The organism is Clostridium ljungdahlii DSM 13528, assembly GCF_000143685.1.
In the GTDB taxonomy this organism is placed as follows: Bacteria; Bacillota; Clostridia; order Clostridiales; family Clostridiaceae; genus Clostridium_B; species Clostridium_B ljungdahlii.
In genome coordinates, this window is record NC_014328.1 from 567,797 (window position 1) to 584,520 (window position 16,724).

Annotated in this window: 15 protein-coding genes; 13 read left to right on the forward strand and 2 right to left on the reverse strand. The window is 28.5% G+C overall.

Translation table 11 applies throughout. From position 1 onward, the window contains the following. The first annotated feature begins 626 nt into the window (after positions 1-626). The 12 genes from CLJU_RS02570 to rfbC all read left to right on the forward strand — a co-directional run bounded on the left by CLJU_RS02570 (position 627) and on the right by rfbC (position 13,852). The gene (locus CLJU_RS02570; RefSeq protein ID WP_041705013.1) at positions 627-1,952 is read left to right on the forward strand and encodes an O-antigen ligase family protein; all 1,326 of its coding nucleotides are present in this window, start codon (positions 627-629) and stop codon (positions 1,950-1,952) included. Between the two features lie 110 nt (positions 1,953-2,062). Further along, positions 2,063-2,953: a glycosyltransferase family 2 protein gene (locus tag CLJU_RS02575; RefSeq protein ID WP_013237207.1), complete on the forward strand. Its 891-nt coding sequence runs from the start codon at positions 2,063-2,065 to the stop codon at positions 2,951-2,953. Between the two features lie 31 nt (positions 2,954-2,984). After that, complete coding sequence (locus CLJU_RS02580) at positions 2,985-3,506, forward strand: glycosyltransferase family 2 protein (protein ID WP_013237208.1); 522 nt, start codon at positions 2,985-2,987, stop codon at positions 3,504-3,506. Between the two features lie 313 nt (positions 3,507-3,819). Continuing rightward, the gene (locus CLJU_RS02590) at positions 3,820-4,983 is read left to right on the forward strand and encodes a glycosyltransferase (RefSeq protein WP_041705017.1); all 1,164 of its coding nucleotides are present in this window, start codon (positions 3,820-3,822) and stop codon (positions 4,981-4,983) included. Continuing rightward, positions 4,980-6,404 (forward strand): flippase, encoded by a 1,425-nt coding sequence (locus CLJU_RS02595; RefSeq protein WP_013237210.1) that lies wholly within the window; start codon positions 4,980-4,982, stop codon positions 6,402-6,404. The genes CLJU_RS02590 and CLJU_RS02595 overlap by 4 nt, the downstream gene beginning before the upstream one ends. After that, positions 6,401-7,507 carry a glycosyltransferase gene (locus CLJU_RS02600; protein ID WP_013237211.1) on the forward strand — a complete coding sequence of 369 codons (1,107 nt, stop codon included), beginning with the start codon at positions 6,401-6,403 and terminating at the stop codon, positions 7,505-7,507. Before CLJU_RS02595 ends, CLJU_RS02600 begins: the two co-directional genes overlap by 4 nt. A gap of 9 nt (positions 7,508-7,516) precedes the next feature. After that, on the forward strand, positions 7,517-8,431 hold the full coding sequence (locus tag CLJU_RS02605) for a glycosyltransferase family 2 protein (RefSeq protein ID WP_013237212.1): 915 nt from the start codon (positions 7,517-7,519) through the stop codon (positions 8,429-8,431). A 267-nt stretch (positions 8,432-8,698) separates the two neighbouring features. Continuing rightward, positions 8,699-10,078 carry a mannose-1-phosphate guanylyltransferase/mannose-6-phosphate isomerase gene (locus tag CLJU_RS02610; protein WP_013237213.1) on the forward strand — a complete coding sequence of 460 codons (1,380 nt, stop codon included), beginning with the start codon at positions 8,699-8,701 and terminating at the stop codon, positions 10,076-10,078. Positions 10,079-10,137: 59 nt separating this feature from the next. Next, the gene (rfbB, locus tag CLJU_RS02615) at positions 10,138-11,193 is read left to right on the forward strand and encodes a dTDP-glucose 4,6-dehydratase (RefSeq protein ID WP_013237214.1); all 1,056 of its coding nucleotides are present in this window, start codon (positions 10,138-10,140) and stop codon (positions 11,191-11,193) included. Between the two features lie 138 nt (positions 11,194-11,331). Further along, complete coding sequence (gene rfbA, locus CLJU_RS02620; protein ID WP_013237215.1) at positions 11,332-12,210, forward strand: glucose-1-phosphate thymidylyltransferase RfbA; 879 nt, start codon at positions 11,332-11,334, stop codon at positions 12,208-12,210. Between the two features lie 20 nt (positions 12,211-12,230). Next, the gene (rfbD, locus tag CLJU_RS02625; RefSeq protein WP_013237216.1) at positions 12,231-13,118 is read left to right on the forward strand and encodes a dTDP-4-dehydrorhamnose reductase; all 888 of its coding nucleotides are present in this window, start codon (positions 12,231-12,233) and stop codon (positions 13,116-13,118) included. 185 nt (positions 13,119-13,303) lie between these two features. Then, positions 13,304-13,852 (forward strand): dTDP-4-dehydrorhamnose 3,5-epimerase, encoded by a 549-nt coding sequence (rfbC, locus tag CLJU_RS02630; protein ID WP_041705260.1) that lies wholly within the window; start codon positions 13,304-13,306, stop codon positions 13,850-13,852. Between the two features lie 186 nt (positions 13,853-14,038). Here rfbC and CLJU_RS02635 read toward each other — a convergent pair whose 3' ends face one another. Next, positions 14,039-14,242, reverse strand: a complete 204-nt coding sequence (locus CLJU_RS02635) for a hypothetical protein (RefSeq protein WP_013237218.1) — start codon at positions 14,240-14,242, stop codon at positions 14,039-14,041. A 190-nt stretch (positions 14,243-14,432) separates the two neighbouring features. Between CLJU_RS02635 and CLJU_RS02640 the strand changes: the two genes are divergently transcribed. After that, entirely contained in the window at positions 14,433-15,125 is a 693-nt protein-coding gene (locus CLJU_RS02640) for an ATP-binding protein (protein ID WP_013237219.1), read from the forward strand. A 43-nt stretch (positions 15,126-15,168) separates the two neighbouring features. On the opposite strand, the gene tnpC is transcribed toward CLJU_RS02640, so the two are convergent. Beyond that, a complete protein-coding gene (gene tnpC, locus CLJU_RS02645) occupies positions 15,169-16,710 on the reverse strand; it encodes an IS66 family transposase (RefSeq protein WP_013237220.1) in 1,542 nt (513 codons plus the stop codon). Between the last annotated feature and the right edge of the window lie 14 nt (positions 16,711-16,724).

Consider the following 16,724-nt stretch of genomic DNA (forward strand, 5'->3'; position numbering starts at 1 on the left):
TTAGTTGTAATTAGTAAGAAATATGTGTTAATGAAACTATTTTAATATACAAATATTATTAATATTTAGTTTTTGTATTCAAATGCTATTAATAAATTTATATAAATTCGCCTTGTAAAACCATCAATTCAGGCTTAAAAACCACCTTTTTTGACAAGAATTATTGAAGAAACTCGTAGTTGTTTTCGTCAAAATACATTAATGTATAAAATATCCATTTAACAAATTTTACCGCGACAATCCTGCATTTCTTTGAGTCTTACAAGATTGTGTCATATTATCTAAAATCGATCAATGGCAAGTCTTCCAGGTACTATCATATCATTGACATATTTTGGATAATATGATTTAGGTAATTAAGGCTCAAAGAATATTGCATACTAATAGTATATGAATTTTATTTTCAATAATTTAGTTATGTATATTTGGTATATACTAGGTCGCCAAATTATGCAGTTTATAATTGCCGAAAACAGGGCGGTGCTTATAAGTGAATAGGTGGTTTCTTTATTGTGAACCAATAGTTTCAATAATATGAACCTACGGTTCTAATGGAGCGTAATATTCACTTAAAAAATAATTAGTAATGTAATATACATAAATAGAGTATAAAGTGAGGTAAAGTGTTGATTATTCTTATTTGTTTAATTTTAATTATAGCCTTTTTAATAGCTTTTTTTATAAGTGATGAATTTGCAATTGGATCACTTATATTAAGTTTTCCATTTGAAAAAACTTCATGGTATTTAGGTTTTTTTACACTAAAGCCTACAATTATTTTAATTATTTTATTATATTTAAAAATAATATTTAAAGCGTTAAAAGTATATAAAATTAAAAGTAAAAATATTAAATTCATATTTATAAATTTAATTAGTATGATAATTATAAATATAATTTCAAGTGTAATGGCGGTAAATCCATTAAAAAGTTTTTCGAGAATCATACAAAATTTAACACTTTATGGTTTATTGTTTTCATTTTGTCTATTAAATTATAATAAAATAAAAATTGAAAAATTAATTAATTATTATCTACTATCTGGCATAATTATATTGGCTTATGGATACTTTCAGATAATAGGTTATTACTTAGGTATAGATACATATTCATTACTAAGTAAATTTAATAATCCTAATTTTTATTATGGAACATGGGTGGTTGAGATAAATGGAAATGTATTTCCTAGGATGAATAGCTTTTTTGGAGATCCTTCAATGTTATGCGGCTTTTTAACTATAATATGTATGTTTATTTTATATAAAATAATAAATGAAAAAAAATATGTTTTTTTACTATATCTATTATTTTCGGTAATAGCATTAGGATTTACTTTTTCAAGAAGTGGTTGGATAGGTTTTATATTTATGTTAATGGTATATAGTCTGTTTAATATAAAAAAACATATAAAAGAAATATCAATTGGTATATTGCTTTGTTTAACACTTATTGTTGTTATGCAAAATTCAGGTGTTATAAAGTTAGATGTTTTATTAAATAGAATGAATCAAACTTTTGATTCAACAAATATTTCAACAAGTGGACATGAAAATTTTGCAAAATTAGCAATACAAGGCTTTAAAACAAGTCCAATAATTGGAATTGGATTAGGAAATTTTAGCGATTTCGTAGAAGAATATGGAATGACTCATAGTATGTATTTAAGTTTAATTTGCGAAACTGGTATATTAGGTACATTGCTATTTTTTAATATAATCAAAAAGCTATTAATGGACGGTATTAAGTTAAAAAGTAGTATTCAAAGTGTTGTTCCATGTGTATATTCTATAATTGGATTTTTAGTAAGCAATATAGCATATGACTATTCGAATCAATATTATTTTTGGGGCGTTTTAGCAATGTTGTTATATATTGAAAATATGTATGATAAAAAAGATTGCGTAAGCCAACACATTTCAGTACATATTAAAAAATTAGATAAGTCAACATGAATGCAATTTAAAAATAAATTTTGAGATAGTCTTGGAAATGTATGAACATTTTTATATGTTAAAAATTAATCTTTATTATGAAAATATAGTTTTATAAAAGGATGATGAAGATGATCCAACCTCTAATATATATAATTTTGGTTAACTATAATGGATACAAAGATACAATAGAATGTGTAAATAGCTTAATAAAGTTAAATTATTCCAATTACAAAATAGTAATAGTTGATAATGCATCGTCTGACGATTCAGTTAAAATTTTGAAAGAAGAATTAAATGATTGTAAAATTATAGAATCGAACAAAAACTTAGGATTTGCATATGGAAATAATTTAGGAATTAAATATGCGCTTGATAATAAAGCAGATTATGTATTATTGCTAAATAATGATACTTTAGTAGAAACAAGTTTTTTAACTAATATGATTAATTCATTTAATGTAAATAAAAGTATAGGGTTAGTTGGATGCAAAATAATGTACTATCCTCAAAAGAATATTATTTGGTATGGCGGAGGATATATAAATTGGTTCAAATTTATAGGAATTCATTATGGTGCAAAGCAAATTGATAAAGGTCAGTATGATCAAGAAAAAGAAATAGATTTTATGACAGGTTGCTGTATGCTTATAAAAAGAGAAGTTTTTGATAAGACAGGGTTTTTATCTGAAGATTATTTTATGTATCTTGAAGATGTAGATTTTTGTGTAAAGGTAAAAGATGCTGGTTATAAGATATGGTACAACCCTAAAGCTATTATTTATCATAAGGTTGGATTTTCTTCAGGTGGTGAAGAATCTGCCTTTTCTATTAAATGGAGTACTAGAAATAGACTTTTGTTTATGAAAAAGTATAAGAATAGAGTAAATAAATTAAGCTTTGCACTTACAAATATTTTATTTTATGTTACCCGGTGTATAAGGTATATTCAATACAAAGTAAGAGGACAAGATGATAAAGCAAATGCTATTATTAAAGCATTTCAAAAAAATAAATTTTGAAATAATTTATAAGAAGGGGGGTTATGATAATATGAAAATTTCTTCAAATACATTAGTATTAAATGAAAAAGGATATATAGATGGATTAATTAAAAATTTGATTGATGCAAAAATTGATGAAATAATATTTTTGGATGGTGGAAGTACTGATGGAACTTATGAAAAATTGTTGATGTATGAAAAAATTTATCCTCAGATTGTATTAGTTAAATGGAATCAGCCTATATCTTCACAATATAGGCAAGGATGGAGAGAAAAAGATAGACGAAATTTAATGTTAGGTATTAGTACAGGTGATTATATATTATTTATTGATGCGGATGAAAGAATTGATATTAATATTAAAAAAGTTGTATCTCTAATAGATGTAGATGGGATAATTACATATACATATCATTTTTGGAGAAGTAATAAAACTGTTAGGGTTAATAATATTAATGATATGGTATGGTCAAATCAAGCACAGTTAAGAATCATTAAAAGAAATGATTTGGTAAAATTTAATACGGTAGATAAAAATGGGTTACATTGCTATTTACAAAAAAAAGGCTAAAAATACATTTGGGTGCTAGCCAAAGTAAAATAAAAAATATTATAACAAAATTGTATATGAATGTTATTGAAAACTTTAAGTTATTACAATGTTCTGAGATTAGAATTTATCATTTACATTATATGAATTTAGAAAAAATGAAAATAAATGATTTAAGGAGTAATGAAAAAGACCGTAAATATATAATAGTAAAAAATTTTGAAGATGGATTGAAATATAATTATTATGAGGATAATGTTATTTGCCTGAAAGAAACGGATATTTTTCCAAATATACAAAAATATGTACGGAAGTATTAATGGGAGGATTTAAATTGAAAAATATATTATATATATCGTTAATAGATTGGTTTTGGATAAAGCAAAGACCTCAACATATTTCTGAATTTTTAAGTAGAAATAATAAGATTACATATGTTTCAATAAGAAGCTGGAGAAATAATACTAATGTAAATATAGCACATTCTAAAAATGATTATAATATAAATAAAAGTAACTTTAATGTAAATCCAAATATGAATATAATAAGAAAGAGACTTATTCCTAAAGAAAATAGTTGTAAATATATAAAAAATATTAATGATAAAATTATGTCAAATATTTTAAAGAGGTTAGATAAAGAAAATAATTATGATGTTATAATAATAACCCATCCTAAGCAATATGATATAATACCTAAAAATTTTTTTAATAGTAAACTATTTATATATGATTGTATGGATAATTACAAATGTTGGCCTAATTTCAATAAGAATAAGTTAATTAATAATGAAAAGAAGATAGTAGAGAGTAGTAAATATGTAATTACTACTAGTCAAGATTTGTATAATGAAATTATTAAATGTAATCCACATTTAATATCAAAAATTCATGTTGTAAACAATGGTGTAGATATTGAAACTTTCGATATTAATAAAATTAACAAGGTTGATGATGTTGATATATTTAAACAAAATAATAAAAAAAAAGTTGGATATATAGGAACTATAAGTATATGGATGGATTTAGATTTAATTAAAAATGTTGCTTTAAAAAATAGTAATATAGATTTTTATATAATAGGACCAGTGGAAAAAGGAACTAATTTAGAGAAATATTCTGATATAGAAAATATTATATTTACTGGTTCACAGCCATATTATAGTATTCCCAATATATTAAATGATCTAGATGTTTGCATTATGCCCTTTAAGAAAACTGATTTAGTTAAATCGGTAAATCCAGTAAAGATATATGAATATTTGGCTATGGGGAAACCTGTTATAGCTTTAAGATACGATGAAACTGAAAAATTTGGTGATTTAATTTATACGTATGAAACTCAAAAAGAATTTGAAAATTGTTTAAATAAAATATTACATCAGCAAGAAGAAAAATCAGTAATGGATAAAAGAAAAAGATTTGCAAAACAAAATAGTTGGAAATGTAGAACGAATCAAATAGAAAAATTTATAAATGAAGGTATGAAAAATAAATGAATAAAATTGTAAAAAATTTCAACTTTATGCTATTCGGAAATGTTTTTAGTAGAATAATCGGAGTCTTGTTAACAGTTTATTTAGCAAGAAAATTTGGACCAAGCTATTTTGGAATTATAAATTTTTCAAATGCATTTATAACTTATTTTTCAATGATTGCAAGTATGGGGCTGCAGTCATTAGGAATAGTAAAAATAGCAAAAGATAAAGAAAATATGAAAAAAGATGTTGATATCATATTAAGTCTTAGAACAATTCTATCAATAATAGCTTTTATTGTTTTATTAATAGTAACAATTTGCATAAATAAAGATATTAATACAAAAAAAATGATAGTTATTACGGGTATTTCAATATTAATAAATTCATTCTGTTTAGATTGGGTTTTTAACGCTTTACAAGAGATGAAATACATATCATATTCTATAATGATTAGTAGTTTTTTATCTTTTATACTTGTATTTATTCCTTTATACTTAAATATGTATACTAAAATATATATTGTTCCAATTGCATCAGCAATATCATCTATAATATCGAATATTTATTTAATAAATATTTATAAGAAAAAGGGAAAACATAAGATAAATTTTGTGGTTGATTTTGAGCAGTATAAAGATCTAATAAGTGCTGCCTGGCCTTTTTTCTTTTCAGGTATATTTGCAACAATAAATTGTAATATTGATACTTTAATGTTGGGATTTATGAGAAATAACTATGAAGTTGGATTATATAATTCTGTTTATAAATTGGTAAATGTTTTAACATTATTTGTTAGTTTTATTTTTGTACCTTTATATCCAGTATTCATAGAATATTATAACAATAAAAAATTTGATGACATTAGTATTGTTATAAATAAAGTAAGAAAATTAATGTATATAATTGCAATACCAATATTAGTAGTTGCGTTTACACTTAATCAAGAAACTATTAGAATATTATATGGGAATAAATATATAGGAGCATCTAAAGTTTTCACTATTTTAATTGCTTATGTGTCTATTTTTTATATAAGAGAGATATATGGATATGAGTTAACAGCGTGGGGACTTCAAAAAAAATATATGAAAATAGTATTAATCTCCTCAATGTTTAATGTAATATCTAATTTAATTTTTATACCTAAATATGGTATTAATGGTGCTGCCATAAACACACTTATAAGCGAGGTTATTAATATTGTACTTATGTATAGATTAAGTAGAAAAACCTTACATATCAAATATGACAATAAATATATATTTCATATAATTATATCGGCAATATTTATGGCAATTATAATTTATGTTACGAAAATTGCTGCTACTAACATATTTGTACTTATTATTACTGCTGGAATTGTGTATTGTATTTCTATATTAAAACTTAAAGTTGTTACAATACAGGAAATCAAAGGCTTAATAGGAGGCAAAAAATGAATTTTGTAACAATTTTTCCAGAAACAGAAAACTTTCATTTAACGAAAGATGTAGGGATGATAGGGTATATTTTGTACAGGTATTATGGGTATAATTCTAAAATAGTTTGCTATAAAAATAGTGAAAGCTATGATTATTTGGATAATGAAGTAAAAGGATTAAAAATTGATTTTATAAAAAAGATAACAGGTAGTCCAACCAAAGATGTGCTGATATATCTAATAAAAAATGCGAAAAAAATAGATATATTACACATGTTTCATATAACATCTAATAGAAATTTTTATTGGATATTAATTTATAAACTTTTAAATCCCAAGGGAAGAGTTTACTTAAAGCTTGATGCAGATTATAGAATAAAGAAATTTGATTTTAATAAAAAAGGTTTAAAGGGATTTATAAAAAGATGGTTGATAAAAAAATGTAAATTAGTAAGTATAGAAACAAAAGTTTTATATGAATATGTAAATAATAACTGGGGAATTAATATTGAGTATATTCCTAATGGGTTTTATGATAATGGCATAAGAAATAAAGTTAGTTATAATGAAAAAGAAAATATTATTTGCACAGTTGGAAGAATAGGTACTAATCAAAAGGCAACAGAAGTTTTATTAGAAGGCTTCAAAATGGCTGCTAGTAAAATAGGGGGATGGAAATTAAAGATTATTGGACCTATAGAAGCTGAATTTAAAAATTATATAAATAAATTTTATGAGAACAATCTTGACTTAAAAGAAAAAGTAATATTTACAGGACCTATTTATGACAAAAAAGTGTTAGAAAGTGAATATAGAAAATCAAAAATATTTTGCTTAACATCAAGGTATGAGGGTTTTCCATTAGTATTTTTAGAAGCAATTAAAAATGGTTGCTATATTATTTCTTCTGATTTTGAAGCATCATTTGATATAACAAATAATAAAAAGTATGGAGATATATTTTCTATAGATAATGCATTTGAATTGACACAATGCTTTTCTAAAATGTGTACTTATGAAAATAAAATTAAAGAAAATTGTGATAAGGTTCAAAATTATGCTTATGAAAAATTTTATTGGCCAACTATATGTAAGCAAATAGATATATTACTTAGAAGATAGGGTGAAAAAATGGAGATTGAACCGTTAGTTTATATAATCATATTAAATTATAATGGATATAAAGATACCATTGAGTGTGTTAACAGTTTAAAAAAAATAAATTATAAAAATTATAAGATTGTAATAGTTGATAATAATTCCACTGATGAATCAGAGAAGATATTAAAAGAAAAGTTTAATCAATGTATAATTATACAAACTGGAAAAAATCTAGGTTATGCTGGTGGTAATAATGTTGGTATAAGGTATGCAGTAAAAAATAATTCTGATTATATATGTATTTTAAATAATGATGTTATAGTTGAGAAGTGCTTTTTAGAAGAACTTGTTAAATATTTGTATAGCAATCATAATACAGCTATGGTTGGACCAATGATTTGTGAATATAGTAATAAAAGAGTTATTCAATCTACAGGTGCTATAGTTAATCTTTATAAGGGGAGTGTACCATCTTTAAATTCTGGTAAGATGGAAGATGTGGTAAATCAAAAAGTAATAAAATGCGATTATATAGGTGGGGCATGTATTTTAGTTAGAAAAGAAATATTAGATGAAATAGGATTAATTCCTGAGAATTATTTTCTATTTTTTGAAGAGACTGAATGGTGCCTAAAAGCAAAAAAAATGGGCTATGATATTGTATGTTATTGTAATGCAAAGGTTAATCATAAAGGATCAGCATCAATTAATAAAGTATCAGGTTTAAGTGAATATTTTATGCATAGAAATAGAGTTGTTTTTGAAAAAAGAAATGCTAATTTAATTCAGTTAATTTGCTTTTATGTATATTTATTTTTACAAACAATATATAAAATTGTATTAAAAAAGCAAAGCTTAAATATTTTAAAATATTATATAGATGGTTTATTAAATAGGGTTGATGAAAGATACAGTTTTGTTCATATAGGAAAAATAATGAGGTAGAATAAAATTATAAGTTTTAGTAGCTTCAATTTTATTCAAAAATCTATTGATCACGTGAATACTGCTCTTAAATTACATTATATTTGATAAATACATATCAACTAAATGCAATAAGTTATATAAGGGAGATAAAAATGTAATATAACAGTTAAAGGATAGCTAAATAATTTAGAGCTAGTGTTGTAGAAATTGCATTAGAATGAGTCAGATTTTTAATCACTACATGTGTATAATAATCCCATTATAAAAGATTAGAGGGTGAAACAAATGAAAATAATAATTCTAGCAGGTGGAAGTGGGACAAGGCTGTGGCCCCTTAGTCGTGATAGATATCCAAAACAATTTATTAAATTGCAAGGTGATAAGCCATCCTTGTTTCAGGAAACCTTTAAGAGAAGTTTATTATTAGCACAATTGAATGATATATATATAGTAACAAACGAAAAGTATAAATTTTTAGTAATGGGTTCTGTTGAAGAACTAGGTTATGAATATAGTAAAACTAACATCATTGTTGAACCTGAAGCTAAAAATACTCTGCCTGCAATTTATGCAGGTGTTTATGAAATAGCTAAAAAGAGTAGTGATACAGTAGTTGTTTTTCCTTCTGACCATATGATTACAAAAGGTCAGGAATTTGCAAATATTATTAAAAATTCAGAACCGTTAACCATTGATTCAATTATAACCTTTGGCATTAAACCTGATAATCCAAACACTGGCTATGGATACATTGCACCGGGAAATCAAAAATTAAATGGCTATGAAGTAAAAGAATTTAAAGAAAAACCGGAAGCTGAAATTGCTGCAACCTATGTGGATGAAGGGTATTATTGGAATGCAGGAATATTTATGTTTAACACTGAGATTTTTATAAACGAAGTAAAGCATTATGCTCCAAACATATACAATGCTTTTGACAGCAGCAATAATGTAAAAGAAGCTTTTAGTAAAATAGATGAAAAAATTTCAATAGACTATGGTATTATGGAAAAAAGTAAAAATGTTGCTGTTGCACCTGTGGATATAGGTTGGAATGATCTTGGCAGCTTTGATTCCTTTTATGAAGTCTTTGATAAAGATGAAAATAATAACATATCCGATGGTGATAATGTACTCATTGATTCAAAGGACAATTACATATATTCAGAAAAAGGCAAGCTAGTAACAGCAGTAGGTGTCAATGATTTAATTGTAGTAGATAATAGGGATGCTTTGCTCATTTGCAAAAAAGACCAGTCACAAAAGGTAAAGAAAATTGTACAAACCTTAAAAGAGAGAAATGATAGTAGAGTAGAATATCATGTTCAAGATTATAGGCCTTGGGGTAGTTATAAAGTTCTAGAGGAAGAGAAAAATTCCTTTAAAATCAAGAGAATCAAAGTGAGTCAGGGTAAAAAGTTAAGCTATCAGATGCATTATCATAGAAGTGAGCATTGGATAGTTGTTAAAGGAATGGCCAAAATGACAATAGATGATGTAGAAAGGCTGGTACCTGCAGGAGAAAGTATTTTCATAAAACCTGGTCAAAAGCACAGACTTGAGAATCCAGGGAAGGTACCTCTTGAGATTATTGAAGTTCAGATGGGCAACTATCTAGAGGAAGATGATATTGTAAGATTTGAAGATGATTATGGAAGAAAATAAGTTTGATTATATGATGAATTAATTATATAACTTATACGGAAAAAGAGAGGTATGCCAATATGAAAACATATTTAGTAACGGGAGGAGCAGGCTTTATTGGCTCCAACTTTATTCACTATATGCTTAAAAAGTATTCAGATATAAAAATAATAAACTATGACAAGCTAACCTATGCAGGTAATCTTGAAAACTTAAAATCTATATCTAAAAACTCTAACTATATCTTCATTCAAGGAGACATATGTGACAGGGAAAAACTTCAACAGCTATTTCAAAAATATGATATAGATTATGTAATAAATTTTGCAGCAGAATCTCATGTAGACAGGAGCATAAGAGATCCTGAAGTATTTGTAAAAACAAATGTTCTAGGTACTGTGGCACTTTTAGATACTGCTAAAAATGCGTGGACTGTAGAAGATGGTTTTAAAGAAGGTAAAAAATATCTTCAGGTTTCTACAGATGAAGTCTATGGTTCCCTTGGGAAAGAAGGATATTTTACGGAAAAAACCCCTCTTGATTCTCACAGCCCTTATTCTTCAAGCAAAGCTTCTGCTGATTTGATGGTAAAGGCATATTTCGACACCTATAAAATGCCTGTAAATATAACCAGGTGCTCCAATAACTATGGTGCCTATCAATTCCCAGAAAAACTCATTCCCCTTGTTATAAATAACTGCTTAAATAAAAGAGATATTCCCGTGTACGGTGATGGACTTAACATAAGAGATTGGCTTTATGTAGAAGATCACTGCAAAGCTATAGACATGGTTATAAATAGTGGCCAGTGCGGTGAAGTTTATAACATAGGCGGACATAATGAGAGAACAAACATTCATATAGTTAAAACAATAATTTCATATATACATGACAATGTAGATTCTTCTGTAGGTGAAAATCTTATAAAGTATGTAGAAGATAGAAAAGGACATGACAGGAGATATGGCATTGATCCTACAAAGATTAAGGATGAACTTGGTTGGTATCCTGAAACTAAATTTGAAGATGGTATAGTGAAAACTATAAAGTGGTATTTGGATAATAAAGATTGGATGGATAATGTAACCTCTGGAGATTATAAGAAATACTATGAGAAAATGTATAAAAACAAATAACAAAGATCAAATATCAAAGAACAAATAGTGAAATTTTGCCATAGGAAAAATAAATATAATGATTTTCTGACGCAGGAAGAAAATTTTCCTAATTTGATATTTGTTATCTGAACTTTAAATTGAGGTGAATTGTTAATTATGAGAAAAGGTATAATACTGGCGGGAGGATCTGGAACCAGGCTTTATCCTATGACTAAGGCAATATCAAAACAGATTGTTCCAATATATGATAAACCTATGATTTATTATCCACTTTCTGTGCTTATGCTAGCAGGAATACGTGATATACTTATTATATCAACACCAAGGGATATGGGTACATTTAAAGAACTTTTTGGTGATGGAAGTCAGCTTGGACTTCACTTTCAGTATGAAGTGCAGTATGAGCCAAAAGGACTTGCGGAAGCATTTATAGTTGGAGAAAAATTTATTGGAAATGACGATGTAGTTCTTGTTTTAGGGGATAATGTATTTCATGGATATGGCTTTACTGAAAGATTGAAGGCTGCTTCAGACAGGCAGGATTGTTCAACTATTTTTGGATATCATGTAAGCAATCCTAAAGATTTTGGTGTAGTGGAATTTGATAAAGATTTTAATGTTATTTCCATAGAGGAAAAACCTTCAAAGCCAAAATCCGATTATGCAGTGCCGGGACTCTATTTCTACAATAATGATGTGGTGGATATAGCAAAGAATATAGAGCCTTCTCCAAGGGGAGAACTTGAAATTACAGATGTAAATAATGAGTATTTAAAAAGAGGTAAACTTAAAGTAGAACTCTTTGGAAGAGGAATGGCCTGGCTTGATACTGGAACTCCCCAGGGACTTTTAAATGCTGCTAATTTTGTGGAAGCTGTTCAGACAAGACAGGGACTTTACATAGCTTGCATAGAGGAAATTGCATATAGACAAGGATACATAGATGATAAGCAGCTGATAAAGCTGGCAGAGCCTCTTAAAAAAGTTGCTTACGGAAAATATATTTTAAGTTTACTTGATAGAAAACATTATTGATATTTTAGGAGTGAATACAATTGAAAGTATTGATTACAGGAGGAAAAGGTCAGCTTGCTGGGCAGCTTCGAAAAATTTTGGTTAGTGGAAAATCTGAAATAGGAGCACTTGATAAAGTTTATTCTGATGCTGAAGTGCGATTTCCCAACAAGAGAGAATTGGATATAACTAAATTAGCTGATGTCAGAAATTTTGTAACTGATTATGCACCGAGCATAATTATAAATTGTGCTGCCTATACCAATGTGGATAAGTGCGAAACTGATTTTGAAAGTGCCCTTAAGGTGAATTCTTTAGGAGCTAGAAATTTAGCATTAGCTTCACAGAATACAAAAATAAGACTTATACATATTTCTACTGATTATGTTTTTAACGGCAGAGGTACTGTTCCTTTTAGGGAATACGATCTACCTGATCCTGTTAGTGTTTACGGAAAGACTAAACTTTTGGGGGAGCAGTATATTAAAGAAAATTGCAGCAGGTATTTTATAGTAAGGACGTCCTGGCTATATGGCTTATATGGGAAAAATTTTGTATACACTATATTAAAAGCTGCAAAAGAAAGAGGACATTTAGATGTGGTAAATGACCAGAGAGGTAATCCTACTAATGCTGAAGATTTAGCCTACCACATTTTAAAGCTTGCTCTTACTGATGAATATGGTGTATATCACTGCACTGGTAATGGGGAGTGCAGCTGGTATGATTTTGCCTGTAAAATTGTGGACTATGCTGGTATAGACTGCACTGTATCTCCTATGACTTCGGAGAATCTCAATAGAGCAGCTAAAAGACCGGAATTTTCTTCACTTGATAATATGATGCTCCGATGTACTATTGGTGATAACATGAGGCACTGGAAAGATGCACTTAAATCATTTATACAAAAATTGTATAAGAATGAATAACAAAAATCAAATATCAAAGAACAAATAATGAGATTTTGCAATAGGCGAAATGAATATAATTATTTTCTGACACAGAAAGAAGATTTTGCACATTTGATATTTGTTATTTGAACTTTAAACTTTAATTTATATTGATAACTATAAATTTTGCATTGTGAATTGAAATATGAAGGGACATGATTAAAATAGGTAAATTTAATTTCGTAAAAACAGAAATAAAGGGAGTATATGTAATAGAAACAGGAATTTTTGGAGATAACCGCGGCTATTTTATGGAAACATATAATTATAATGAATTTAAGGCATCAGGTCTTGATATGGTCTTTGTCCAAGATAATCAGTCCAAATCAAAAAAAGGGGTTTTAAGAGGACTTCATTTCCAAAAGAATTATTCTCAGGGAAAATTGGTGAGAGTGGTAAAAGGAAAGGTATTTGATGTTGCTGTAGATTTACGAGATGGATCTAGTACCTATGGAAAGTGGGTAGGAGTTACACTGTCTGAGGAAAATAAGAAACAGTTTTACATTCCAAAGGGATTTGCCCACGGTTTTTTGGTACTTTCAGATGAAGCGGAATTTTGCTATAAATGCACTGAGTTTTATCATCCTGAAGATGAGGGGGGCATTATATGGAATGATACTGACATAAACATAAAATGGCCTCTTGAAGGAATTGATAATATTATTTTCTCTGAAAAGGATAAGTTGTGGCCTACACTTAAAGAGTATAAGTAGGTAGTCATCGGATAAAATAAAAAAGTAGCCCACCCACGCAATTGGTATAGCTACTTTTTTAAATAACTAATTGCCTAAACAACTAGAATTGATAACAACTGAAGATAAATGCCCAAAGTTATTTTTACCCATTTATTTCTTTAATTAGTTCTTTTTCTATTTGTAGTACATTAGGGAAAATTAATTTTATTCCTTTATTGATTTAAATTTTGACACTCGTGAAGAGAATGGAATTAACCAATATAAAGAAGTAGAATCATCATAAAAAGCATAAAAACAATGGCGATCATGTGAAACACCTTGTACCATTTCTTTATTCCCCATTAGTTTATCATCTGGAAAGTCAGCAAAATAATCGTTTCTTAAAAAGTAAAAGTTTCCTGGCTTCATTTTTACTATGTCCCCCTATAAAATAAAAGCTCCATCCTATAGGACAGAGCTTAAAAAACATTTGAACTCGACCTTTTATTAGTCGCATATCGAGTAGCGACAAATATTTGAGATAGTTAACTATCTGATAATTAAGATGGAGATAATTATGAAAAGGTTCGTTCTTTTAACCAGGATTTGATATTTCAATATGCAGCTAATGAAATTCTCTGATCAATGTGTACATTCTATAAAAATTGCTTACTTTGAAGGTTCGGATAAAAGTGTTTTTAAAGACCGTAGAGAATATTATGGTTCATTGTTAAAGCAGCTCTCTGATTCCTATGAATATATTGATTTATTGAATAAAACAAAGGCAACTTTTGTAGGATTAGATAGAATTGATAAAAGAGATTATCCACCAGGAGCTATCCGTGAGGCCTTGTTAAATAGTATTGTACATAGAGAGTACTCATTTAGTGGAAGTACGCTTATTAATATTTATGATGATCGTATGGAATTTATATCTCTTGGAGGACTTGTTCCTGGATTATCAATTGAATCCATCATGCTTGGTGTGTCACAACCTAGAAATGAAAAACTTGCAAATTTATTTTACCGCTTAAAACTCATCGAGGCATATGGTACAGGTATTGCTAAAATAGTATCAAGCTATAAAGAGAGCAATATTCAGCCTACAATTAGAGCAGCAGATGGTGCATTTCAAGTTATGCTTCCCAATTTAAATTATACATCTAATAAAGATAATATTGAGAAAGGGGCCGGAGCTTCCAATTCTTATAATCCTCAGTTTCAAGCAATATTAGATGTGATGAGAAATCAGGGGAGCATTACCAGACGTCAAGCACTAAATATAGTAAGCGATAAACTACCCGGTGTATAAGCATAAAAAATAAACGACCATTCATTAAAATGGTCGTAATTTATTATGCTTTCTTTTTGCATGAAGATTGAACCCATTGGTCCCATGGCAGGTATTCATCCAGGAATTCTGGATGTGCTTCAAATTGAACACCTGGTAAATTTTTAAACAAAAACTTGAGATAACTATAGGGCTCAAGGCCGTTAGCTTTAGCAGTTTCAATTATACTATAAACTGCTGCACTGGCTTCAGCTCCCCTTGGACTTCCACTGAAAAGCCAGTTTTTTCTTCCTATCGTAAATGGTCTTATGCTATTTTCTGATAGGTTGTTTGAAATAGCACAATTTCCATCCATCAGATAGTTCATAAATCCTTCTTTATTCTTTACTGCATAATCTACTGCCTTACCGAGCCTTGATTTTGGAAGACAGCTCTGTTTTATAGAATTAGCCCAGCTCCAAAAGGCCTCAAGAATCGGTTTTTCCGTTTCAAGACGCTTCGTTTTTCGCTCCTCAGGTGTAAGATTCACAAGTAGTTTTTCTTCTGAAAAGAGTTTATTGCAAAAGTCAATTCCTATTGCCGGAAGTGTAGCTTCTGGACTTTTTATGTCTTTCGGAAGTGCTTCAACAAAATACCTTCTAAGATGTGTCCAGCACAGGCATCTTATTACTTCAGGTACTTTATTGTACCCACTATAACAGTCGGTATGAAGGTATCCTTTAAAACCTTTTAAAAATTTTTGTGGACAATTTCCACTTCTTGAAGGCTTGTAATCAAACAACCTTATAGGTGTCTGACTACCTGCATACGTACTGTATACCCACATATAGGATTCAGATGCGTTTTTCCTTCCAGGTTCCATAAGTACCTGTACAGGTGTCTCATCTGCATGCACATATTTTTCTTCAATAAGTTTCTGGTGCATCAATTTTGTAAGTGGTATCAGCCAATCTCTAGCTGCAACCATAATCCAGTTACTCATTGTTGCACGGCTTAGCTTTACCCCCAGTGACTCCCATTCTTTCTCCTGACGGTATAGTGGAAGGGCATCTACAAATTTCTCATACATGATATGGGCAACCGTAGATGGTGAAGCCATTGAATGCTGTACTACAGGGTACGGCATTGGTGATTTCTCTATATAAGGCAATCCTTCTTTTCTGCATTTCCTACATTCGTAAGATTCCCGGTAATAGTCAATAACACGAACTTTTGCTGGAATAAATTCTAATTCTGTGCGAATAAATTCGCTGCCAATGCTTACTAGAGATGTTCCACATTTTTCACAGAAACGTTCGTCTTCTTCAAGACCACAAATTACTGTATCATGGGGAATATCTTTTAGAAGTTCTGCCCGTTGTCCATTGAATTTCTTACGTCGGTAGTTTGCTACTTCTTGTAATGTTGGTTCTGGCGCAGACGGCTTGCTTTCTGTTTCTACTTCATTAAAAAGGTTTATCTGACCTGCAATTACAGATGTTTTTTCACTGCTCCTGCCAAATAACTTGTGTGTTAAAAATTCAACTGTCTCATGGAGAGTTTTATTCTCCTTCTCCAGTTGTATTATGCGATTTTTAAGCTCTAAAATTTCATTTTTGGTATACATAATTGAGACAGTTC